The organism is Pseudoclavibacter sp. Marseille-Q434, from assembly GCF_050315415.1.
In the GTDB taxonomy this organism is placed as follows: Bacteria; Actinomycetota; Actinomycetes; order Actinomycetales; family Microbacteriaceae; genus Pseudoclavibacter.
Window position 1 is genome coordinate 445590 of the sequence record NZ_JBNPQH010000003.1, and the last position, 22127, is coordinate 467716.

At 68.4% G+C, this 22127-nt stretch carries 18 protein-coding genes; 7 read left to right on the plus strand and 11 right to left on the minus strand.

Annotated elements, in window-relative coordinates; all coding sequences use genetic code 11:
- Positions 1 to 8 precede the first annotated feature (8 nt).
- On the plus strand, positions 9 to 1187 hold the full coding sequence (locus ACQFZP_RS14270) for a dihydrodipicolinate synthase family protein (protein ID WP_211891818.1): 1179 nt from the start codon (positions 9 to 11) through the stop codon (positions 1185 to 1187).
- Positions 1184 to 2062: a sugar phosphate isomerase/epimerase family protein gene (locus ACQFZP_RS14275; RefSeq protein WP_211891748.1), complete on the plus strand. Its 879-nt coding sequence runs from the start codon at positions 1184 to 1186 to the stop codon at positions 2060 to 2062. The genes ACQFZP_RS14270 and ACQFZP_RS14275 overlap by 4 nt, the downstream gene beginning before the upstream one ends.
- Before the next feature lie 199 nt (positions 2063 to 2261).
- On the opposite strand, the gene ACQFZP_RS14280 is transcribed toward ACQFZP_RS14275, so the two are convergent.
- The 5 genes from ACQFZP_RS14280 to ACQFZP_RS14300 form a co-directional block, all read right to left on the minus strand.
- Positions 2262 to 3086: an ABC transporter ATP-binding protein gene (locus ACQFZP_RS14280; RefSeq protein ID WP_249312508.1), complete on the minus strand. Its 825-nt coding sequence runs from the start codon at positions 3084 to 3086 to the stop codon at positions 2262 to 2264.
- Positions 3083 to 4138, minus strand: coding sequence for an ABC transporter substrate-binding protein (locus tag ACQFZP_RS14285; RefSeq protein WP_211891749.1), 1056 nt, complete (start codon positions 4136 to 4138; stop codon positions 3083 to 3085). Before ACQFZP_RS14285 ends, ACQFZP_RS14280 begins: the two co-directional genes overlap by 4 nt.
- A gap of 64 nt (positions 4139 to 4202) precedes the next feature.
- On the minus strand, positions 4203 to 5054 hold the full coding sequence (locus ACQFZP_RS14290) for an ABC transporter permease (RefSeq protein ID WP_211891750.1): 852 nt from the start codon (positions 5052 to 5054) through the stop codon (positions 4203 to 4205).
- A gap of 252 nt (positions 5055 to 5306) precedes the next feature.
- Positions 5307 to 6401: a Gfo/Idh/MocA family protein gene (locus tag ACQFZP_RS14295; protein WP_211891751.1), complete on the minus strand. Its 1095-nt coding sequence runs from the start codon at positions 6399 to 6401 to the stop codon at positions 5307 to 5309.
- Positions 6398 to 7444, minus strand: coding sequence for a DUF6807 family protein (locus ACQFZP_RS14300; RefSeq protein ID WP_211891752.1), 1047 nt, complete (start codon positions 7442 to 7444; stop codon positions 6398 to 6400). The genes ACQFZP_RS14295 and ACQFZP_RS14300 overlap by 4 nt, the downstream gene beginning before the upstream one ends.
- A gap of 83 nt (positions 7445 to 7527) precedes the next feature.
- Between ACQFZP_RS14300 and ACQFZP_RS14305 the strand changes: the two genes are divergently transcribed.
- Positions 7528 to 8181, plus strand: a complete 654-nt coding sequence (locus tag ACQFZP_RS14305) for a ThuA domain-containing protein (protein WP_211891753.1) — start codon at positions 7528 to 7530, stop codon at positions 8179 to 8181.
- Here ACQFZP_RS14305 and ACQFZP_RS14310 read toward each other — a convergent pair.
- The 6 genes from ACQFZP_RS14310 to ACQFZP_RS14335 all read right to left on the minus strand — a co-directional run bounded on the left by ACQFZP_RS14310 (position 8141) and on the right by ACQFZP_RS14335 (position 14499).
- Positions 8141 to 9373, minus strand: a complete 1233-nt coding sequence (locus ACQFZP_RS14310; RefSeq protein WP_374100770.1) for a GDSL-type esterase/lipase family protein — start codon at positions 9371 to 9373, stop codon at positions 8141 to 8143. The two genes, ACQFZP_RS14305 and ACQFZP_RS14310, sit on opposite strands and share 41 nt — an antisense overlap.
- Positions 9366 to 10010, minus strand: coding sequence for a hypothetical protein (locus ACQFZP_RS14315; RefSeq protein ID WP_211891755.1), 645 nt, complete (start codon positions 10008 to 10010; stop codon positions 9366 to 9368). The genes ACQFZP_RS14310 and ACQFZP_RS14315 overlap by 8 nt, the downstream gene beginning before the upstream one ends.
- A 3-nt stretch (positions 10011 to 10013) precedes the next feature.
- Complete coding sequence (locus ACQFZP_RS14320) at positions 10014 to 10925, minus strand: carbohydrate ABC transporter permease (RefSeq protein ID WP_211891756.1); 912 nt, start codon at positions 10923 to 10925, stop codon at positions 10014 to 10016.
- Positions 10922 to 11899: a carbohydrate ABC transporter permease gene (locus tag ACQFZP_RS14325; protein WP_211891757.1), complete on the minus strand. Its 978-nt coding sequence runs from the start codon at positions 11897 to 11899 to the stop codon at positions 10922 to 10924. The genes ACQFZP_RS14320 and ACQFZP_RS14325 overlap by 4 nt, the downstream gene beginning before the upstream one ends.
- 27 nt (positions 11900 to 11926) lie before the next feature.
- Entirely contained in the window at positions 11927 to 13204 is a 1278-nt protein-coding gene (locus tag ACQFZP_RS14330; RefSeq protein ID WP_211891758.1) for an ABC transporter substrate-binding protein, read from the minus strand.
- Positions 13205 to 13419: 215 nt separating this feature from the next.
- Positions 13420 to 14499, minus strand: coding sequence for a LacI family DNA-binding transcriptional regulator (locus ACQFZP_RS14335; protein ID WP_211891759.1), 1080 nt, complete (start codon positions 14497 to 14499; stop codon positions 13420 to 13422).
- 106 nt (positions 14500 to 14605) lie between these two features.
- On the opposite strand from ACQFZP_RS14335, the gene ACQFZP_RS14340 reads away from it, so the two are divergent.
- The 4 genes from ACQFZP_RS14340 (at position 14606) to ACQFZP_RS14355 (ending at position 21983) form a co-directional block, all read left to right on the plus strand.
- The gene (locus tag ACQFZP_RS14340) at positions 14606 to 16630 is read left to right on the plus strand and encodes a DUF2264 domain-containing protein (RefSeq protein ID WP_211891760.1); all 2025 of its coding nucleotides are present in this window, start codon (positions 14606 to 14608) and stop codon (positions 16628 to 16630) included.
- Entirely contained in the window at positions 16627 to 17667 is a 1041-nt protein-coding gene (locus tag ACQFZP_RS14345) for a hydroxyacid dehydrogenase (protein ID WP_307852878.1), read from the plus strand. The genes ACQFZP_RS14340 and ACQFZP_RS14345 overlap by 4 nt, the downstream gene beginning before the upstream one ends.
- 271 nt (positions 17668 to 17938) lie before the next feature.
- Positions 17939 to 20482: an Ig-like domain repeat protein gene (locus ACQFZP_RS14350; protein WP_211891761.1), complete on the plus strand. Its 2544-nt coding sequence runs from the start codon at positions 17939 to 17941 to the stop codon at positions 20480 to 20482.
- 172 nt (positions 20483 to 20654) lie between these two features.
- Complete coding sequence (locus tag ACQFZP_RS14355; RefSeq protein WP_211891762.1) at positions 20655 to 21983, plus strand: NAD(P)/FAD-dependent oxidoreductase; 1329 nt, start codon at positions 20655 to 20657, stop codon at positions 21981 to 21983.
- Positions 21984 to 22127 lie beyond the last annotated feature (144 nt).

Below are 22127 nucleotides of genomic sequence, written 5' to 3' on the forward strand. Positions count from 1 at the left end.
TCGACGGTATGCGCCAAGCGACCGGCACCCGCCTCGCACTACTGTCCCCCGAAGGCGCCGCGTCACGCGTCGGGTTGCTCGAGGCACCGGAGTTCCAGCGACCTGTGGGTCCGCTCCGCTCGCGCGAGCTCTATGCGGCGGCACACGTCATCCCGCGAGTGACGGCGGACAACGTGCCGGGCGCGCCGGCCGACATCGACTGGGATGCGACGCTCGACTACCGCAGGCAGCTGTGGTCGTGGGGGCTCGGCGTCGCGGACGCCATGGACACGGCGCAGCGCAACATGGGTCTCGACGCCGCCGCGACGCGCGAGCTCATCGCCCGCAGCGCGGCGGCAGCGAACGAGGCCGGTGGCAGCATCGCCGTCGGTGTCAACACGGATTCCCGCACCGAGGAGGTGCTGACGCTCGACGAGATCGAGCGCGCGTACCTGGAGCAGCTGGAGTTCGCGGAGGCACAGGGCGCGCTTCCCGTCATCATGGCGAGCCGGCACCTCGCACGCGCGGCGCAATCCCCCGCCGACTACCTCCGCGTCTACACCCGCGTGCTCGGAGCAGTCTCGTCGAAGGCGGTGCTGCACTGGCTCGGCACCGCCTTCGACCCGTCCCTGCGCGGCTACTTCGGGGCCGACGCCTGGCAGCGGGCGTCCGACACCGTCATCGCCCTCATCGAGGAGCACGCCGACAAGGTCAGCGGCATCAAGATGAGCCTGCTGGACGCTGACGCCGAACGGGCCGTGCGCGCCCGGCTGCCTGAGGGCGTCACGATGTTCACCGGCGACGACTTCAACTACGTCGAGCTCATCGAGGACGACGAGAAGGGCATCCACTCGGACGCGCTGCTCGGGGCCTTCAGCGTGCTCGCGCCGAACGCCTCCGCCGCCGTGCAGGCACTGGACGCGGGTGACCCCGCGGAGTTCCGGCGCATCCTCGAGCCCACCCAGGAGCTCTCGCGTCAGGTGTTCGCGGCACCCACGTTCTACTACAAGACGGGCGTCGCGTTCCTGAGCTGGCTCAACGGGCATCAGGATGCGTTCCAGATGGTGGGCGGCCTGCACGCGGCCCGCAGCCTCCCGCATCTCTCCCGCATCGTGGAACTCGCGAACGCGTCCGGGGCGCTCGAACGCCCCGAGCTCGCCGCCGACCGCTGGCACTCGATGCTGCGCCTGAACGGAGTCGACGCGTGAGCCCGCATCCACGCTTGTCGATCAACCAGGCCACCATCAAGCACGCCTCGCTCCGCGACGCCATCGACGCGACCGTCCGCCAGGGCGTGCAGAGCATCGGGCTCTGGCGTGAGCCGGTCGCCGAGGCCGGCCTCGCCGAGTCGGCGCGAATGCTCGCCGACTCGGGGCTGCGCTTCTCGAGCCACTGCCGCGGGGGGTTCGCGACGATGACGGAGGGCCCCGAGCGACGAGCAGCGCTCGACGACAACCGCCGGGCCATCGACGAGACGGCGACCCTCGCGGCCGCCGGCGCCGAAGGGTCAGCGGCGTCGCTCATCATCGTCGCGGGCGGCATCCCCGAGGGCAGCCGCGACCTCGCCGGCGCCCGAGGCCGCCTCGAGGAAGCCATCGCCGAGCTGGCCCCCGAGGCGCACGCCGCCGGTGTGACGCTCGTGCTCGAGCCGCTGCACCCGATGTACGCGTCCGACCGCGCCGTGCTCTCGACGCTCAAGCAGGCGCTCGACCTCGCCGACCGCGTCGGCAGTCCCGCTGTCGGCGTGGTCATCGATTCCTTCCACGTCTGGTGGGATCCGGAGGCCGAGGAGCAGATCGCGCGCGCCGGTCGCGCCGGGCGCATCGCGTCCTACCAGGTGTGCGACTGGGCGACGCCTCTGCCCGCTGACGTGCTGCTGAGCCGGCACCTCCCGGGTGCGGGCGTGATCGACTTCGCGCAGCTCACGGCGTGGGTGAACGCTGCCGGCTACAGCGGCGACGTGGAGGTCGAGGTCTTCAACGCCGAGCTGTGGGCGAAGGGCTACGACGAGGCCGTCTCAGACACGGTGGCAGCGTTCGACGCGCACGTCGGCACCCACCTCGCTGTGCCCGTCCACGGCTGAACCGCCACACCGCGAGACCGCAGAGCGCCTGCCCCAACCGGGGCAGGCGCTCTGCTGTGTCCGTTCCGATCTGCTTTTCTGCGTCCTGACCGCTCGTGCCGCCGCAATCGAGTCTGGCGAGAGACTCTCGCGCGCGAAGAGGCCCGCCCACCGTGGGGTGAGCGGGCCTGGCGCGTGGCTGTCGCCGGTTCGGGGGCTGTCAGTCACCACCCATGGGGCTGCCGAGCAGCTCGCGGATGCGGCCGGCGACCTTGTGGAACCGCGGGTCCTCGAGGGTCGGCTCGTACTCGCGCTCGCGAGGAAGATCGACGTCGAACTCCTGGATGATCGTGCCGGGACGCGGCCCCATGAGGACGACCCTGCTCGCGAGGTAGACCGCCTCCGGCACGGAGTGCGTGACGAGGAGCACGGTCAGGTCGGTCTGCGCCCAGAGGCGCTGGAGCTCGACATTGAGGTGCTCCCTCGTGAGCGCATCCAACGCTCCGAAGGGCTCATCCATGAGGAGCACATCGGGGTCATGCAGCAGAGCGCGGCAAAGCGAGACACGCTGCTGCATGCCGCCGGACAGCTCGTGCGGGAGCGCTTTGGCGAAGTCGGAGAGGCTCGTGAGCTCCAGGAGCTCGTCGCAGCGCTTGGACGCCGCGGCCTTGTCGAGGTTTCGCATCTCGGCCTGGAGCATGATGTTGCCACGCACATCCCGCCACGGCAGCAGCGCCGGGCGCTGGAACACGAACCCGACATCCTGTCTCGGCGAGGTGACGCGGGAGCCGCGAAGCTCGATGGTGCCCTCGGTCGGGATCGTGAGCCCGGCGACGGCTCGGAGGAGCGTCGACTTGCCGCATCCGGATGGACCGACGATGGAGACGAACTCGCCCTTGCGGACGTGCAGATCGACGTCGCGGAGCGCCTGCACGCTGCGGCGCTTCGTCTCGAAGCGGATGCCGACGTCGTCGATGCCGAGGAGGTAGTCCTGGCTGCCGCCGGTCGAGGCGGGGGCGGTGCGCTCGTTGATCGTCATGCTCATTCTGCCGCTCCGCTTGGCTCGAAGCTCGCGTCGAAGTACTCCTCGACGGGCTTGGCCTCGTCGATGAGTCCCGCGGTGGAGAGGACGTCGATGGTCGCCTCCCAGTCGGCGGTCGTGTTGACGCCGGGGGCGTTGCCGTCGCTCTCTGGCGAGGTGAGCAGCGGGATGGTGTTGTTCCACTGCTCGATGAGCACCTCGGCGGCGGGCATCTGCGGGTCCTTGCCATCCATCGCGGCGACCGCGTCTTCTGGGGCCTCAGTGGCGGCCGCGTACGCCTCGGACGTGGCCGCGACCATGTTCTCGACGAGATCGGGGTCGCTCTCGATGAGGTCGGTGTTGGCGATGAGGCCGTTGCTGAAGAAGTTCAGGCCGACATCGGAGTACTTGAGGTAGGTGACGTCCTTGCCGCTCTGGGCGGCGATGGTCGGGCCCTGGTCGTGCGCGAAGCCGATGAGGCCGTCGACCTGCTCGTTGATCATGGCCGCCATCTTCCCGGCGGCGTCGAGGTTCTGCTGCGTGACGTCGCCTTCTTCGAGGCCGGCGGCTTCGAGGAAGAGCGGGAAGGTCGTCGTCGGCGCGTCACCGGCCGAGGTCGCGATCGTCTTCCCCTTGAGGTCGGCGGGCGTCGTGATGCCGGAGTCGGTGAACACCTGCACTGCGGACGGGGTGGTCTGGAGGAAGACGCCGACGCTGCGGATGCTCACGCCCTTGTCGATGTTCGCGAGCACGGCGGGGGTGTCGGCCCAGCCGAAGTCGACCTGCCCCTGGCCGACGGCCTGTGCCGTCTTCGTCGACCCTTGACCTGCCTGGATCGTGAGGTTGATGCCGTGCTCTTCGAAGATGCCCTGCTCGACCCCGTAGTAGAACGGCGCGTGCTCGCCGTACGGGTACCAGTTGAGCATGAGGGTCACGTCGGTGAGGCCACGTTCGCCTCCTGCGTCACCTCCCCCGGCTGCTGGCTCGGTGGATGCGTTGCCCGAGCAGGCGGTCAGCAGCAAGGCGCTGGCGGCGACGGCGGCGACGAGCCCGGTTCGGATTGTCTTCTTTGACATGAGGGGCCTTTCGTAGTTCGGTACGGGGTCTTGGGTGGATGGACGCTGCAGCGCGGGGCGCGGGTCAGCTCTCGAGGTTGCGACGCGAGGCGTGCCAGGGCACCAGGAAGCGCTCGGCGATGAGGATGACGGCGAAGAGCAGGATGCCGAGCAGCGACATGATGATGAGGGCTGCGAAGAGCATGGCCGTGTCGACGTTGCCGTTTGCCTGCAGGATGACGTAGCCGAGGCCAGCGTTGGCGCCGACGAACTCGCCGACCACGGCACCGGTGACGGCGAGGGTCGCGGCGACCTTCATCCCGGAGAGCAGTTCCGGGAGGGCGGCCGGGAAGCGCACCTTCACGAAGGTCTTCCACCGCGAGGCGCCCATGGTGCTCGTGAGTTCCAGGATCTCCGGGTCGATCGTGCGGAGCCCGCTGATGCCGGCGATCACGATCGGGAAGAACGCCATGAGCACGGCGACGAGGATCTTGGGCTCCGGTCCGAACCCCATCCACACGATGAAGAGCGGGGCGATGGCGATCTTGGGGATGACCTGCGCGAAGAGGATGAGCGGGTAGAAGGTGCGCTCTAGGGTGCGCGAGTAGACCATGATGACGGCTACGGCGATGCCGAGGACCACTGAGAGTGCGAAGCCGATGACGGTCTCGACCGTGGTCACCCACGTGTTGTCCCAGAGGTACTGCGGGTTGTCGGTGAACGCCGCGAGCGTGTCGGCCGGCGAGGGCAGGATGTAGGAGGCGACCGTTCCGGTCTCGGTCACGGCCCACCAGGCCGCGAAGGCGACGATCAGGAAGATGGCCGGGTAGGTGTAGCCGGAGAGCCCCTTGGCGATGGAGCGTCGCTTCGCGGGGACGGGTCGGGTGGCATCGCTCGGCGAGCCGATGACCGGGGTGTTGGTGGTTGCGCTCGTCATGCGGAGCTCCTTACATCGTTGTAAGAGGGAACTCGGTGAGAGCGGCGGCCCGTCGATGAGGGTCTCGTCGACGAGGAGGACGTTACGGTAACCGCTTTCCCGATTGCTCCAACATAACCCGAAAAGGGCGCGCCTGACAAGCAGCAGGCGCAGCGAGCGGTTTCCTCGCCATCCCGATCAGCTGCGTTCGGCGTCCGGGGTGGCGGTATCGGTACGAGCCGCGGATGCACGTGCGCACCCGCTGCTCGCGTCTCAGTCGGCGGTGGGGCGCAGCTCGATCACCGGGCTTTCGAATCCTCTGCGGTGGGTCGGATGCACGGCGAGGCTCGCGGGAGTCACGACCCTCCCGTCGTCGGCCGCCGACGCGTACATGGCGGCCACGATCTCGAACGAACGCGCGGGCTCCTGCGCTGTGTCGGGGAGTGGCGCGCCGGCGAGGAGCGCGTCGAACACATCCCGCAGGAGCGGCTCATGATCGCTGCGCTCCTCGACCTCCGGCCACTGCCAGCTCGATGCCTCGCCCTCGAAACCAGGCGCCGGCGTGACCTTCCAGTTCTCGTGACCGTGCCCGTAGACGTGGTCGAGTGTCAGCGTCGCCTTCTCCGTGTCGATGCGGATCGAGCTCAGCTGCCTCGGCGAGACCGCGCTGGTCACGACCTGCGCGACGGTGCCGCCTGCGAAGACGATGGTCGCGGTCGACGCATCCTCGGTCTCCGTGTCGCGTGCGAGGCGCCACAGCCGGGCATGCACACTCGACCAGTCGCCGAGCAGATAGGCGAGGAGATCGAGCTGGTGGATGCCGTGCCCAAGCGTGGTCCCGCCACCCTCGGTCGCCCACCGGCCTCGCCAGGGCACGTCGAAGTAGGCCTCGGGCCGGAACCAGAGTGTCTGACAGACCGCGATGAGCGGACGCCCGAGCGCACCTGAGCGCAGGAGCTCGCGTGCCGCGGCCGCCGCCGTACCGGTGCGCTGCTGGAAGACGACGGCGAGCTCTCGTCCGGCGTTCGCAGCAGCGACTCTCATGATGTCGAGCTCCTCGAGCGAGGGCGCCGGTGGCTTCTCGACGACGACGTGGGCGCCAGACGCGAAAGCGGCGACCGTCTGTTCGCAGTGCACCGCCGGTGGAGTGCAGATGAGCACGACATCAGGCCGCTCAGCCTCGAGCAGCAGCTCGAGCGTGTCGTAGACCGCGGGGACACCCCACTTCTCGGCGAAGGCGTCCGCCTTGCTGCGTGTGTGGTTCGTGACCGCGACGAGCGTCGCCTGCTGATGGCGCTCTACGGCTCGCGCGTGCAGATGGGCGACGTCTCCGGTGCCGACGATGGCGCAGCGCAGCGATGCGTTCATGGTGTCTCCTCCTCGGAGGGGGTTGTGCGGGCTGGATGCGGGTGATGAAGCTCGCGGAGTCGACTCGAGTCGAGGCACCGCAGGTGGTCTTCTATGTCAGCGGGCCCGAAGACGAACGTCGCTGCGAGCTCGAGCCTGCCACCGGGCTCGACGTCGGTCTCTGAGTCGGCGAAGGGCGCAGGCCCGGCCCCGGCGTACTCGTCAGTTCTGGTGAACCAGTCGGAGTCCACCGGTTCGTGGTTCAGGACAGCTACCCCGATGTTCGCGTTCGGTTCGATGAACGCAAGGGCGGGGTTCAGGGCGCCGCCATCCCGTGAGGTGGTGTCCGCGGACGGGGTGGCACCGACGGCCACGAGCTCGGTCCGAGCGTGGACGAATTCGACCGGCCCGCGCCAGAAGATGCCCCCGTACCCGGCACTGTCTCGCCCCTTGGTCTGCGGCGATCCGAAGGCGAGGGTCTCCCCCGCGACGTTGACCAGCTCGCTGCGCCAGCTCAGCGCCCACGCCTCGCCGTCGAGTCGCGTCGTGGTGATACGGCGCCGCTCCGCCAGGAGGAGGCGCCCGTCCTGGGCGAGCCAGTCGAGCCGCTCATCGAAGCCAGCGACGCCGTCCAGGGCGGCAGCACCGGCACCAGGACCATCGGCACGCGCAGCGTGAACAGCACCCGGGGAGTCCCCGCCGCCGCTGGGGAGGTCGGCGAACTCGCGGTGGCGCTGCGTGCCGTTGTTCGCGAGCTGCCGGTAGCCGGCCCGGAGCTCGAAGGTCGGGCCACCCCAGAAATTGTGAGGGCCGACGTACGCGAGCGCGAGCGAGAGACCCCGATGCCAGGGGTGGTCGGCAGGCGGTCCACTCGGCGTCAGGGCGCGGCCCTGCACGTCGAACACGTCGAGGTATGGGCGCGGCGAGTCGGACTGCTGCTCGGACGGCGCGGAATGGTAGCGGGCAAGTGTGCGGTCGCCGTCGAGGAAGACAACCCCGTCGTCTTGGTATCTCACATACATGGTCGGCTCGGCCCCGTCCTCGTCGTCGCGCGTGTGCTCCATCCGATGCCGATCACGGTTGGAAAGCGCTTACTGGATGCCGCTAGGCTGGAAGATGACCACGTCGACGCTTCAGGGAGGCGGATATGCGAGCACTGATCGCCAGCGGGACGGGACGCTACGCCGACCCGTGGCACCCCTACGAGCGCACCTCGCCCCTGCTCGGCGCGCTGCTCGAGCGGTGCGGCTTCACGGTGCGGATCCGCGACGACGTCGACGCTGCCATGCGCGACCTCGTCGACGTCGATCTGCTTGTCGTCAACGCTGGCGACCCGTGGCGCGGTGATTCCACGCAGAGCGCACCGGATTCGTCGGTCACGGGGCTTGCCGAGGCGCTCCGGGACGGTCTGGGCGTCCTCGCCATGCACTCGGCGACCGCCTCGCTGCGCGACTACCCGGAGTGGGCTGAAGCCACCGGTGCGATCTGGATGCCGAAGCTCTCCTGGCACCCGCCGGCAGGCGTCGCGGAGATACGCGGCCTTTCGCTGCCCGACGGCGACGAGGTCGACGACTTCACCGTCTTCGACGAACGCTACCTGCGCCTCCAGCAGGTCGGCCGCAGTCACGTCGTGGCCCAGCACACCCACGAAGGCCACCTCTCCCCGACGTCCTGGGTGCGGGAGGCCGGCAGGTCTCGCGTCGCCGTCGACCTCCTCGGCCACGACGAGCGCTCGTACGAGTCGCACGCTCATGTCGAGCTCATCTCCCGTCTCGCACGCTGGGCGACCCGCCGCAGCTGATGGAGGCGGGAACACGATCCCGCACGTGCGCAGCCAGACCGAGCCGCATGAGCTCCACCGCGAAGGCCCGTCCCATCGACACGTGCGACTCCGCAGCGGGGTGGAGGTTGTCCGGCAGCTGATGCGCGGCCCAGTCCTGCTCGCCGTACAACGTTCGACCGTCCACGTACCAGATCTGGGCATCGCCGAGTCGCCGACGGCGCTCGACGACCTCGGCGAGCACCTCGCGGACCACCGAGAGGGAGAGCTTGCCCTCGGCCACCTCAGCCTCGGTCCCCTTCGTGAGGTACCAGCGAGACTCGTCGGAGGTCACTGCGGCGTAGGTCGGCCCCGGCAGATCCTCGAGCAACGGGCAGAGCACCGGCGAGACCACGACCAGCGGCGTGCTCGGGTGTCCGTCTCTGATCGTCGCGAGGAAGCCCTCGACGGCCGGCTCGAACGCGCGCCGTCGCATGACGTCGTGGTTGACGACATTGATGCCGAGTTTGACGCTGATGAGGTCCGCAGGAGCGTCCCTGAGGGTCCGCGCTACGAACGGGTCGACGACGGCGTTCCCAGCGAGACCGAGATTGAGGAGGTCGAGCCCGGCTTCCCGCGCCGCGATGGCCGGCCACGTGCTCGCGCCGGAACGCGCGCCAACGCCCTGGCTGATCGAGCTCCCGTGATGCACCCAACGAGTCTGCTGACGCCGCGAGGGTTCCACCTCTCCGTCCGCACGCAGGGCGACCAGGGTCGTGATCTCCTCGAACGGCAGCCAGACCTCGATCTCGGCGTCGACTCCCGGAAGCCCGTCGAACACGACGGTACTGAGTGGTGCCGTGTCTGCCGACCCGCGCTTCGTCGAGAAGTCCAGCCTGTGGTGGGCACCTTCGGGCGCCACGGCTCGCCCTGCGAAGACACCGTCGACGACCAGGTCGAAGGCGCCGGGTTGCGGCAGCGGGCCGACGCGCGCTCCCGCCCCATCGACCGACAGCGTCCTGAGCACACGCACGTCCAACTCCAGCCGGGTGGCGTCCGTTCGGAGAGCAAGGCGGACCCCAGATGTCTGCTTCGCGCACCGGCGCACCCAGTCGTCCGGGAGAACCTGCATGCTCTCCTCGGTCAGCCGAAGAGGGATGAGCCCGTCCTCGGAATCGACCAGCGCCACAGCGCCACGCACGAGTCGCCTGTCGAAAGGCACCCGGTCAGGCATACCGCTCCTCGTCGACCTCCGCCGCGAGACGACGGAACGGCGCGCGAGACCGTGGCCGCAGCTCGACGCCCACGACGGCCAGCGAGATGACCCCGCCCGTGACGATGAACATGGGCGGGTACATCCAGACCAGCAGGACCGCGAGGCCGAGCGCGAACACCAGCAGCGCGCTGCCAGCAGGGTCCCGCCAGACGAGCCGCACCGCCGCACGCAACTGATGACGGATGGGCGCAGCTGGATTCCAGCGGCCCACGAGCCGCAGCACCGCAACGAGGCTCGCGACCCCGGCCAGCGCCACGACCACGCTGACCACCGAGGCTCCCGGGATCTCCAACCGGGTCAGCGCCCAGAGGTCGAACCCCAGCCACAGCATCCAGAGGACGAACAGGGCGCCGAAGCCGACGAGAGCGCGCACGCACCGCCACGCGTCCGCCAGGAACTCGCGCATGGTGTCGCTGCGGCCGTCGACGTGACGGCGAAGGTGCCTGACACCGGCCGCCACACCCGCCACCGCCGTGATGAACGGCACGAAGAGGAGCGCGCACACGACCCCCACGAGGAGCATCTCGCCGAACAGGCTGAACCCCGCGGAATGCAGCGCCCGGGCACGCTCGGCGCGCTTCACCGTCTTCGTCATCGGCTAGCCCTTGATTCCCGACGACGCCATGCCGCCGATGATGTAGCGCTGGAAGATGAGGAAGAAGACGAGCACCGGGACCAGGGCGAGCACCGCCATCGCCATCTGAGCTCCGAAGTCGGACGTGGAGGTGGAGTCGACGTAGAGGCGGAGCGCGATCGGCATCGTGTAGAGGTCGGGATTCTTCAAGTACAGGAGGGGCCCGAAGAAGTCGTTCCAGGTCCAGATGAACGCGAAGATCGAGCTGCTCACGAGTGCCGGGCGCATGAGGGGAAGCATGATCGAGAAGAAGATGCGCCCGTGGCCGGCACCGTCGAGCCGAGCGGCCTCGTCGAGTTCCTGCGGCACCCCGCGCATGAACTGCACGATGAGGAAGACGAAGAACGCCTCGGTGGCGAGGAACTTGCCGAGCAGCAGCGGCACGAACGTGTTCACGAGCCCGACCTGGCTGAACACGATGTACTGCGGGATGATCACGACGTGGAACGGCAGCAGCAGCGTGCCGATCATCAGCGCGAACCAGACCTTCCGGCCGGCGAACTTGATACGCGCGAACGCGTAGGCCGTCACCGACGACGATGCCACGACGGCCACCACGGAGATCACGGCGAGGAGCAGCGAGTTGCCGAAGAACGTCCAGAAGGAGACGCCGGCGATGCCGTCGAACGCCTGCGCGTAGTTCTCGAGGGTGAACTCCTCCGGCCAGATGTTGACGCTGCCGACGATCTGGTCGTTCGGCTTGAACGACGACATGATCATCCATACCGCCGGGTAGAGCACCACGATCAGCAGTGCGAGCGACGAGACGTGAAAGACCGTCGATCGGAGGTTCTGCCTGGGGCGCTTGCGTCCGACCTGCACCGTCTCGTCGCCGTTCGTGGCTATCGAGCGCGTGACCAGAGCATCCTGTGTCATTTGGTGTCACCCCCGTAGTGGACCCAAGCCTTCGACGTGCGGAAGAAGATAAGCGTGATGATGCCCACGACGATGAGCAGCACCCAGGCCATGGCCGAGGCATACCCCATGCGCAGGTCCTCGAAGCCGCGCTGGTACATGTACAGCGTGTAGAAGAGCGAGGAGCCGGCAGGACCGCCCGTCCCGTCGGAGATGATGTACGCCGAGGCGAACACCTGGAACGCGTTGATGGTCTCGAGCAGCAGATTGAAGAACAGCACCGGCGAGAGCATGGGGAGCGTGATGCTCCAGAAGCGCCGCCAAGGACCGGCACCGTCGACCTCTGCCGCCTCGTAGAGCTCGCGGGGGACGTTCTTCAGCCCCGCGAGGAAGATGACCATGGGCGCGCCGAACTGCCAGGTCGCGAGCAGGATGAACATCGACATCGTGAAGTCGGGGTTGCCGACCCAGCCACCCCAGTCGAGGCCCATGGCTGAGGTGATGCGCTCGACGATGCCGTCATCGATGAACATCGCACGCCAGACGATCGCGATCGACACGGAGGCGCCGATGAGCGAGGGCACATAGAACGCCGACCGGTAGAAGGACTGGCCGCGACGGGCGTTGTTCAGCAGCATCGCCACCGCGAGCGCCGCCGCGAGCTTGATGGGCGTGCCGACGAGCACGTAGACGAGTGTCACCTGCGATGACTGCAGGAATTTGGGGTCGTTGAAGAGCTGTGCGTAGTTTCCCCAGCCGATCCACTGCGGCGGCTGGAAGAGGTTGTAGCTGGTGAAGGACAGGTACAGTGACGCAGCCATCGGCCCTACCGTCAGCAGGATGAAGCCGACGAGCCAGGGGAGCAGGAAGGTATAGCCCGCCCGGTTCTGGTTGCCGTGGAGTCGCTTCGGCGCGCGCCCGGACGCGCGCGGCGGCTTCGATGGTGGTCTCGGTTCCGGTGCCCTGGTCTTCGGCGGGTCGACGGTGGTCGTCATGATGTCCTCAACTCGGTTCGGAGGGGCTCAGAGCGCGGCTTGCTGGGCTTCCGCGAACCACTGGTCGGCGAACTGCTCGACCGTGATGGTGCCGTAGGTGAGGTCGCTGTTGAGACTCACCCAGGCGGACTCGAGAGTTGCGAAGTACGGCGGGAGCTGCGGGGTGTTGACGGTCTCGTAGCCCTCGAGGGACTCGCGGTAGGCGATGGACTGAGCCTCGAGGGAGCCATCCTCGACCTCGAGTGCGTCCAGCTGGGCCGGGTTCGTGGGGATGCCCCGCGAGGTGCCGAAGATGTTGGCGACCTCCGGGTCGCTGGCGAAGAAGTCGAGCAGCTTCGCCGTCTCCTCCGGATGCTCCGTGTTGGCGGCGCCGGCCATGTGCAGGACGGTGTAGAAGATGTCCTTCTCTCCGTTGGAGCCCGTCGGAACAGGCAGCGTCTGGAGGTCTTCGATGTCGGTGTAGCGGGCGAAGTAGCTGTCCCAGGTCAGCGAGCTGGCCGCCTCGCCGGCCGCGAAGCCGTCGGCGGGCGCGAGCTGCGTGATGCGCGCCGGCGGCACGAATGCGCCGGCGTCGCGGAGCGCGGAGGTCGAGGACATGAACTCGGTGACGTCGTCCTTGGTGAAACCGAACTCACCGGTCTCGGTGAACGGCTCGACGCCCTCCTGCAGCAGCCACTGGATGAAGAACCACATCGTGATGCCGTGATCGAAGCCCCCGTAGACGGCGTTGCCGTCTGGTGTCGTGATGCCGGAGGCAGTGACGTCACTGACCCAGGTGTTCAGGTCTTCCCAGGTGTAGTCGGGGTCGAGAGGCGCGACGCCAGCCTGCTCGACCAGCGAGGGATCGACGAACAGCCCGAGCGTGCTCGTCCCGACGGGCACGCCGACCTGCGTGCCGTTGACGGTGGCCGCATCGATGACGACGTCGTCCATCTCGCCCGTGTTGACCTGGTTGCCGAGGTACGGGGACAGGTCGAGCAGCTGCCCGTTCTGCCCGAACTGCACGAGGTTGGCCTGGTCGAACTGCATGACGTCAGGCAGCGAGCGGGCTGCGGTCTCCGTCGAGCGTGCGTTCCAGTAGGAGGAGAAGTCGGCGAAGTTGCCGTTCACCGTGATGCCGGGATTTTGCGTCTCGAACAGATCGATGGCCTGCTCGTACATGTCGGCGCGGCTTTCATTGCCCCACCAGACGACGTTGAGGGTCACGTTTTCCGAGTCGCTCCCACCGCTGGCGCATCCGGCGAGCGCCGTGGCTCCGACGGCCGATGCGGCGATGAGGCTGACGAGGCGAGTTGAGTGCTTCATTGCAGGGGTCCTCCGAGATGTCGGGTCTGGGCTGTGCGTGCACTGGGCCTTGGAGCAGGCCGGTCGAACAGCGAGATCTGCGCGGCGGGTGGATGGATGCGAGACGTCTGCCTGCACGCTCCGCACATGAAAGCCTCCTTGCTCTCCGACACCCGTCGCGGTTCCCCGACTGTAGGCACGGACGGTCTTGGGAGTGAGCAAATGGACAAAAATGATCAGGCTCCACCGCAGGAGCTTCGCACCGTGAGCGTCGGCACGAGCTCGAGATGCTTGGCGGTGGCCCCTCCGTCGGTCTGCGCGATCCGCTCGACCAGGATGCGCAGGGCCTCGCGTCCGAGATCGGCTCGCGGCGCCGTCACGGCCGTCAGCGGGACCATGGCCAACGCAGCCGTGTCGTCGTCGTAGGCCACCACCGCGAGATCCTCCGGAACGCGCATCCCCCGGTCGCTCGCGAGCTCGACGAGCCTGGCCGCGTGGACGTCCGTGTGCACGACGATCGCCGTCGTCTTCGAGCTCATGCAGTCGTCCAGGATGCGCTCGAGTGCGATGTCGAGCTCGGTGCCGGATGCGTCCCCCTCGCCTTTGGGGAGCGCGATCTGCGGTGCAGGTGCCAGATCGAGCCGGCGCACAGCTCGCTCGTAGCCGTCGCGGATGAGCGGCGCTGTGGGTGTGCGCTCGTAGAGGGCGAGCGCGATCTGCCCGTGGCCGAGACCGGCGAGGTGCTCGACGGCGAGCGTCGCCCCTCGCGCATGGTCTGTTCTGGCGGCATCGAAGGATGCGAGCGCCGTCGAGTCGAGGCGTCTCTCGAGGAATACCACGGGCACAGGGAGGCCCCTCACCCAAGCCCCGAGTTCGTCTTCGCGGCTCGGGTTGAGGGTCGCCGCGAGCACGACGCCCTGCACCCCCATGTCGATGAGCCGCTCCGCCTGGCGCCGCTCGAGCTCAGGGCGGTAGTGCGACACGGCGAGCACGATGCGGGCACGCAGCGCGTGGGAGGCGGCCTCCATGCCACGCACGATCCCCGGGAAGTGGCTGACCGACGAGGGCACGATGACCCCGACGTCCACTCGCGCGGCCTTCGGCGCCGACTTGGCCACCGCGCGGATCGCGCCACCGTGGACCCGGGCCAGCTTCCCGGCGTTCTCCAGCTCGACGATGTCGCGGCGGACCGTCACCTGCGAGACGCCGAGGGACTGGGCGGCGTCCGCCGCCGTCACGCTCCCTCGGAGCTCGAGCTCGCGGAGCAGAAAGGCGTGGCGTGTTCTTGACAGGGGACCGCGTGTCGAGTCCGGCATCTCTTCTCCCTTGAAGACCGTGCTGGACGCAGGCGGCTCTGCCCGCGTCTGATCGTTATTGTGCGTTTACTGTACGCGCTGCACGATTCCGTGCACCATCGACGTCATGACCACGTCGCACGGCAGCGAAGCCGATCTCAGCACGCGCCAGGGGTTGGAGGTGCTCGCGGATCGCCTCGCCGGTGCCGCCTCGAGCTATGCCTCGCCGTCTCAGTCGCTCTGGAACCTCCCCGGCCTCTCGAGCGCGTCAGGGCGGTGGAGCGACGGGCTCGAAGGCTACGCACGCACGTTCCTGTTGGCTTCGTTCCGCGTCGGTGGTGCACGCGGCGAGGACCCGTCCTGCCTCCTCGAGCGCTACGCGCGGGGGCTCGCCGCGGGAACGGACCCGTCGAGCAGTGAGCGGTGGCCGACGGTCGCCGAGCGCCGACAGGCCGTCGTCGAGGGCGCATCCATCGCCATCGCCCTGTCGGAGACCCGCCCCTGGCTATGGGACGTGCTCGACGATGCCGTCAGGCAGCGCACGGTCGAGTGGCTCAGCGGAATCGTCGGGACCACCGGCTATACGAACAACTGGATCTGGTTCCAGAACGTCATCGAGGCCTTCCTGAGAAGCGTCGGCGGACCGTGGAGCCAGGCCGACCTCGACCGGAACGAAGATACGCAGGAAGCTCTGTACGTCGGCGACGGCTGGTACTCGGACGGCCGGAGCGCCACGGGGCGCCGTTCCCACTACGACTACTACGCGGGGTGGGCCTGGCACGTCTACCCGCTGCTGAGGGCTCGCATCGACGGACGACCGCTCGAGCCGTTGCATCGGGAGCGGCTGAGCGCCTACCTCGCGCAGGCGAGGCTCTTCGTCGGCAGTACCGGTGCCCCGCTGTTCCAGGGCCGGTCGCTCACGTACAGGTTCGGGATGCTCGCACCGTTCTGGGCTGGCGTGCTCGCCGAGGCCTCCCCGTTCGAGACCGGGGCGACTCGCCAGCTCGCCGGCAGCGTGCTCGACCACTTCATCGACGCGGGTGCCATCGACGGGCGCGGCCTCCTCACGATCGGCTGGCACGGGGAGTTCGAGCGGATCCGACAGGTGTACACGAGCTCCTCTTCTCCTTACTGGGCCAGCAAGGGGTTCTTAGGGCTGCTCCTCCCACCGGAACATGCCGAATGGTCGACCCAGCCGAGCGGCCTCGAGGCGCCACGCGACCAGATCGAGTCGCTGCGAGCGCCAGGCTGGCTGGTCGCCCGGACCCGGGACGGCATCGTGCGGATGTTCAATCACGGTTCCGACGGCGCGAAGTGGGCACCGGGGTCACCGCGTGCCGACGACCCCTTCTACGGGCGCATCACCTACTCGAACCTCACATCTCCCGATCTCTCCCGCGAATCGATCGCGGCACCGCTCGACTCGCACGTCGCGCTCCTGGATGCGCGCGGTCTGGCCTCCCACCGGGACGCGATCGAGCGGGTGTTCCAGTCGGACGCGGTGGCCGTGTCGCGGTCGCGAGTGCACTGGCTGGATCTGCCGGGCGCAGACGGGAACGGCGGTGTCGGGGACGTGGCCTCGTGGTCCGGGCTGCGGGTGGGGCCTGTGCTGACGGTCGCCTCTGTGGTTCACGACGCGCACGAGGTGCGGCTCGCGTGGTGGGACGTGGCTGATGGTGAGGTGTCGAAGAATGGCGCGTGGCCGGGCGCAGCCGTGGTCGCCGACGCCGTGTGGCCTCGCGATGCTGGGCCATGGCGCATCCGCATGGGTGGCTGGCCCCTGCCCTGCTCCCCCGCTGAGGCCAGCGCGGCGGCGAGGCGTCTGACGGATGCGCCGACAGCGACTGCCTCCCGCGCTGACGGTCTCACGACGCACGTCCGTGGCCTGCGCGGCTTCGCGACCGCCGGAGTCACCGAGCGATCCGGCGACACCCCGATGGGCGGGGCGTCGACGGCCACACCCTGGTGCGGCACCGGCGAGGTGGAGGAGGGCGAGGTCGTGGCCGCACACGTGAGCCTGACCTCCGCACCCCTGCCGCAGGACCTGGTTCCGCCTCAGGTGGAGGTCTCCGAGACCGTCATCGTCATCCGCTGGGCCGACGGGACGACGCACCAGGTGCCTCGACGTTCGAGTGCAGAGGCGGCAGCGTGAGCGCCGAACCCGTCCTCAGCGCGGTGCCGGCCACGAGCACCAAGCCGACCGCGTTCATGGTCATGGACTCGGCCGCGCTGGTGCCTGAGCTCTTCAAGCCCGCGGCGATGGCGCGCCTGCGCGCGTCGGTCGGCCTCGCCGACCCCGTCATCAGCGGCGAGTCCCCCCGCATCCCCGACTCGGCCGCTGAGGCGGAACTCATCATCTCGGGATGGGGCGCGCCACGATTCGACGAGGCGATGCTCGAGCAGTGGCCGCGGCTTCGGGCCATCTTCCATGCAGCAGGATCAGTGAAGCGCATTGTCTCACCTGCCCTGTGGGAGCGTGGCATCCGCGTCTCGAGCAGCGCTGACGCGAACGCGCTGCCCGTCGCCGAGTACACGCTCGCCATGATCCTGCAGGAGGCGAAGGGCGTCTTCCGCTCGGCGAGCCGGTTCACGCAGACGCGAGATCTGCTGTCGGCGCGCCCGATCGCCCCCGTGGGCACGTATGAGATCTCCGTCGGGATCATCGGCGCCTCGCGCATCGGGCGCCGCGTGCTCCAGCTGCTCCGACCGTTCGACATGACAGCGCTGCTCTACGACCCCTCGATCTCCTCCGAGGAGGCAGCCGCGCTTGGCGCGACGCTCGTCTCGCTGCCGGAGTTGCTGCGCCGCTCGCGCATCGTCAGCATCCACGCTCCGTCACTGCCGGAGACCTATCGCATGATCGGCTCCGAGCAGCTCGCACTGCTCTCCGACGGCTGCACGGTCATCAACACGGCGCGCGGCAGACTGATCGACACGGATTCGCTCGTGGACGAGCTGCGCACCGGACGGATCAGGGCAGTGCTCGACGTGACCGATCCTGAGCCGCTTCCAGGCGACCACCCCCTGTTCGACCTGCCCAATGCCGTCTTGACACCGCATATCGCGGGCTCGATGGGCAACGAGCTGCGGCGCATCGGCGACCACGTCGTCGACGAGGTGGAGCTCTACCTGACGACGCGGAGCATACGGTCGGAGATCCATCCCCACGACCTGGCGACCATAGCCTGAGCTTTCTGAATCCCTGCGGGCGCGGGCGACGGATGTGACCGCTCACGCACGCAGCACGCGAAGCAGCTGGCTGCAGCGCCGCTGCAGCGAAGGACGCGCGGGTGATGCGTCCAGCCGGGAATCGACGTGCGCGCACGCGATCTCGCTGCGCTCGGACGGCCGGCGCTCGAGCTCTGAACGGTTTTGCACGATTCTCGATCCTGGGAAGCGTTGCAGTGGATGCTCGATGCAGCACCCACCGCGGGTGCATCCCATTTCAAGGAGGAGATGGATGGACTTCCCAAGACGTTCACCGAGGACTGCCCTCACCCGGTACCTGGCCGTCGTATCTGCGTGCGTGATCGCGGGATCAGCGCTGTACGCAGTTCCCGCGGCCGCATCACCGAGCACCCCGACCGCCTCGGACGCGGCGCAGGATGCGAGCACGAGTCGCCAGATGGAATGGCTTGACCGAGGGATCGTCGCGGTCCGCGCCTCGGAGACCAGCGTGCACGTCAGCTGGCGACTGCTGGGGCTCGATCCCGCCGACACCGCCTTCACCCTGGAGAGGTCGACCGACGACGGGCCGTTCACGCCGCTGACCGAGCAGCCGATCGTCGAAGCGACGAGCTTCATCGACGAGACCGCGGACCTCGGTTCCTCGAACACCTACCGCGTGCGCGTCGCGGGGTCGGCAATCGAGCCGGCCCCGGGCGATTCCTTCACCCTCGACGCAGACCACGCGATCGAGCCGGCCGTGCGGGTCCCGCTGCGAGAAGGCGGCCCGATCAAGTTCGTGTGGGTCGGCGACCTCGACGGCGATGGCGCGTACGACTACGTGGTGGACCGCCAGACGAGCCCCCAATCCATCGAGGCGTACCGCAGCGACGGCACGTTCCTCTGGGCGGTCGACCTGGGCCGCAACAGCATCGACCAGAACAACATCGAGGGCGGATCCTCGACGATCGACGTCGGGCACAACGACGGCGTCACCGTCTACGACCTCGACAGCGACGGCACGGCCGAAGTCGCGATCCGCATCGCCAACGGCGTGACGTTCGGTGACGGAACGGTCTTCGAGGAGCACACCGACGACGTCGGCCAGTCCATGGCGATCCTCGATGGGACGACGGGCGCGCTCCGTGCGCACGCCCCGGTGCCAGGCGACTACCGCTCAGACGGTCCGATGTACGCAAGGCTCGGGGTCGGCCACCTGGATGGCGTCAGCCCGAGCCTCGTCGGGTTCCTGAAGAATCGGATCGGGAACAGCGGAGGCAGCGGCGCCGGCTTCAACCTCATGTACCTGGCCTGGCAGTTCGACGGCGAGGCCCTCACACAGGAATGGAAGTTCCTCAGAGGCGATCAAGACCTGCCCGACGGGCACAACACCCGCATCATCGACGTCGATGGCGACGGACGCGACGAACTCGGCGAGATCGGCTTCCTGCTGAACGGCGACGGCACGCTGCGCTACAGCCTCGCCCCGCAGGACATCATCCATGGGGACCGCTGGTACATCGCCGACATCGACCCGAGCCGTCCGGGTCTCGAGGGCTACGGCGTTCAGCAGGACCACCCGGCCAAGCTGCTCGACTACTACTACGATGCGGCAACCGGGGAGATCATCTGGAAGCACTACTCCGATCGACCACTCGCAGACGCGGGGCGCGGGATGGTCGCCGATATCGACCCGCGCTTCCCCGGGATGGAGACATGGTCGAACGACGGCGAGGTGAACTACCACGAGAGTGTGCCCACGGGCGTCTACAACGCACCCACGAACTCGCTGACAGAACCGGACACCTCGAAGCAGCCTTGGCCGCACCTGGGGGTCTGGTGGGACGGCGACCCGCTGCGCGAGCTGTTCGACAACGCCCCTGTCCCAGACAACCGGGATGCACGTCTGACGAAGTGGGATCCGGCCAATCCGACAGATCGCGAATCCGTGCCGCGCATCCTCACGTTCGGGGACTTCGGGGCCGTGACCGGCGCCGGGAACTCGGTCTACCCCACGCTGATCGCCGACATCCTCGGCGACTGGCGTGAGGAAGTCGTGCTGCCGAACGCCGCCTTCGACGAGCTCGTCATCTTCACGACCGATCAGGCGACCGACACCCGCCTCTCCACCCTCGCCCACAATCCGGCCTACCGCAACGGCGTCACGCTGAAGGGCTACCAGCAGTCGAACAACGTCGACTACTTCCTCGGGCACGACATGGAGGAGCCACCGGTTCCGAACATCGCCTATGTCGACGCACCGGGAGCACCCGAACCCGACAAGGAACGTCCGAGCGTCACGCTGATCGCCCCCACCTCGAACACACCGCTCCCAGAGCTCACCATCTCCGTGGATGCCGACGATGAAGGAGGCCTGCAGAAGATCGTCGCCAATGTGTATCGGGGCTCGCAGCTGGTCAAGAGCACCCAGACCGCGCTGAACGGAGTCACGAGCGGCTCCCACACGGCCACCGTCGCTCTTCCGGATGGTGACTACACCCTGAGATTCAATGCCCACGATAACGCGGGGAACGTCTCACAGACAGGAACGCAGGCGTTCACCATAGACGCGACACGACCGAGCATCACGCTGAAATCCGGGCCGGAGTTCACGACGCAGACGGGTGCGGGCTACGACATGGTGAGTTACAAGCTGCACGATGCGGGCAAGGTCGATCGCGTCGAGCTCAACGGGGTCGTGAAGGACCTCACTGACAACACGTGGTCAGACGTGAACCACATCGCACCGGGAGCATTCGGCGCCGTCACCGGAACGAATACCCTCACCGTCTTCGACCTGGCCGGGAACGCCCAGACCACCACCTTCAGCCTCAACTGAGGTCGGCACGACGACTCTCGCGGCGGTTGCGGGGTGGGTCACCCCCCCGCAACCGCCGCGAGAGCATCCGTGTGCGACGACTTGCGCACAGCACGACGGCTGCGGCCCTTTCCGCCCTCGAGCATTGACCGTTCCCAGCGGCCACCCGAGCGCGGTTCGTAGCCTCGATGGCATGAGCGCTTACGACTACCTGATTATCGGCGGCGGAATGGTGGCGGATGCGGCGGCCCGCGGCATCCGGGAACGGGACGAGGCGGGGACCATCGGCATCCTCAGCGCTGACGTCGACGAACCCTACGCGCGGCCCGCGCTGTCGAAGAAGCTTTGGGTCGACCCCGACTTCACCTGGGACCAGACGCCGCTCGGCACGAGCGAGGCGACGGGTGCGGAGATCACGCTCGGGACCCTCGTGACCGGCATCGATCGTGCAGCGAAGACGGTGACGACGGGCGGCGGTGAGTCCATCACCTACGGGAGGCTGCTGATCGCGACCGGTTCGAAGCCCGTCGAGGTGGCCGCACCCGAGAGCGACCGCATCTTCTTCTTCCGCTCGGCGAGCGACTACCGGCGCCTCCGCGCGCTGGCGGCCCATGGCTCGCACGCCGTCGTCGTCGGTGGTGGCTACATCGGCACCGAGATCGCCGCGGCCCTCGCCCAGAACGACGTCGAGGTCGACCTGGTGTTCCCCGACGACGTGCTCGGCGCGTCGACCTTCCCGCCCGCCCTCGCGTCGCGATTCCAGGAGCTCTACGTCGAGCACGGCGTCGGCCTCATCCCGGGGCGGCGCGTCGAGACGGTGCGCGACGAGGTGCGTGCCGACTTCGAGGTGGCCGCGGATGCGCACACGCTCGAGGATGCGTCCGCGCAGGCCGCCGACGGGGTCGCGGCGGAAGCCGCCGCCTCCGAGGTGCGAGCATCGCCGACCGCCACCACGGGTGTCACGGTCGTCTTCGACAACGGCGCTGAGACGGAGGCCGACTTCGTGGTGTTCGGGCTGGGTGTGACCCCCGTCGTCGACCTCGCGGAGGAGGCAGGCCTCGTCGTGGACGAGGGTGGCGTGGTCGTCGACGAGCAGCTGCGCACCAGCGACCCGTTCATCTGGGCGGCCGGCGACATCGCCGTCTACCCCGACCCTGTGCTCGGGCAGACGCGCGTCGAGCACGTCGACAACGCCACCGAGATGGGCACCGCCGTAGGCCGCTCGATGGCAGGCGCCACCGACCCCTACTCGCACACCCCGTACTTCTACTCGATGGTCTTCGGCACGCGGTGGGAGGCGGTCGGCACGCTCGATCCCGACCTCGACGTGCTCGAGGCGGAACTGCCCGAATCGGGCGAGTCCGACGCGAGCCGCGTCTTCTACTACCGCGACGACTCGGGTGCCCCGGTTGGCGTGCTGCTCTGGGACGTCGGCGAGGATGAGGCACTGCGCGACGCCGCGCGCGCGGTCATCGACGAGGGCGTGACGTCGACGGAAGCACTGCGCACGCGCATCCGCTGACCACCTGACGCACGGAGGCGGGGCGGGGTCGCCAGTCGGCGCCCCCGCCCCGCCTCGCGCGGTAGCAGACGTCGGTAACGTGGTCGGCAACCTCCCCGTCACCTGCCATCGACCTCATGTCACCGGCCGGTTGCTCGCGAGTCA

Bases quoted from the DNA above. Each gene is read 5' to 3' on its own strand.
- ACQFZP_RS14320 (WP_211891756.1), bottom strand. From the start codon at position 10,925: ATGACACAGGATGCTCTGGTCACGCGCTCGATAGCCACGAACGGCGAC.
- ACQFZP_RS14325 (WP_211891757.1), bottom strand. From the start codon at position 11,899: ATGACGACCACCGTCGACCCGCCGAAGACCAGGGCACCGGAACCGAGA.
- ACQFZP_RS14330 (WP_211891758.1), bottom strand. From the start codon at position 13,204: ATGAAGCACTCAACTCGCCTCGTCAGCCTCATCGCCGCATCGGCCGTC.
- ACQFZP_RS14355 (WP_211891762.1), top strand. From the start codon at position 20,655: ATGAGCGCTTACGACTACCTGATTATCGGCGGCGGAATGGTGGCGGAT.
- ACQFZP_RS14300 (WP_211891752.1), bottom strand. From the start codon at position 7,444: ATGGAGCACACGCGCGACGACGAGGACGGGGCCGAGCCGACCATGTAT.
- ACQFZP_RS14305 (WP_211891753.1), top strand. From the start codon at position 7,528: ATGCGAGCACTGATCGCCAGCGGGACGGGACGCTACGCCGACCCGTGG.
- ACQFZP_RS14350 (WP_211891761.1), top strand. From the start codon at position 17,939: ATGGACTTCCCAAGACGTTCACCGAGGACTGCCCTCACCCGGTACCTG.
- ACQFZP_RS14280 (WP_249312508.1), bottom strand. From the start codon at position 3,086: ATGAGCATGACGATCAACGAGCGCACCGCCCCCGCCTCGACCGGCGGC.
- ACQFZP_RS14315 (WP_211891755.1), bottom strand. From the start codon at position 10,010: ATGACGAAGACGGTGAAGCGCGCCGAGCGTGCCCGGGCGCTGCATTCC.
- ACQFZP_RS14310 (WP_374100770.1), bottom strand. From the start codon at position 9,373: ATGCCTGACCGGGTGCCTTTCGACAGGCGACTCGTGCGTGGCGCTGTG.
- ACQFZP_RS14335 (WP_211891759.1), bottom strand. From the start codon at position 14,499: ATGCCGGACTCGACACGCGGTCCCCTGTCAAGAACACGCCACGCCTTT.
- ACQFZP_RS14270 (WP_211891818.1), top strand. From the start codon at position 9: ATGCGCCAAGCGACCGGCACCCGCCTCGCACTACTGTCCCCCGAAGGC.
- ACQFZP_RS14285 (WP_211891749.1), bottom strand. From the start codon at position 4,138: ATGTCAAAGAAGACAATCCGAACCGGGCTCGTCGCCGCCGTCGCCGCC.
- ACQFZP_RS14295 (WP_211891751.1), bottom strand. From the start codon at position 6,401: ATGAACGCATCGCTGCGCTGCGCCATCGTCGGCACCGGAGACGTCGCC.
- ACQFZP_RS14290 (WP_211891750.1), bottom strand. From the start codon at position 5,054: ATGACGAGCGCAACCACCAACACCCCGGTCATCGGCTCGCCGAGCGAT.
- ACQFZP_RS14340 (WP_211891760.1), top strand. From the start codon at position 14,606: ATGACCACGTCGCACGGCAGCGAAGCCGATCTCAGCACGCGCCAGGGG.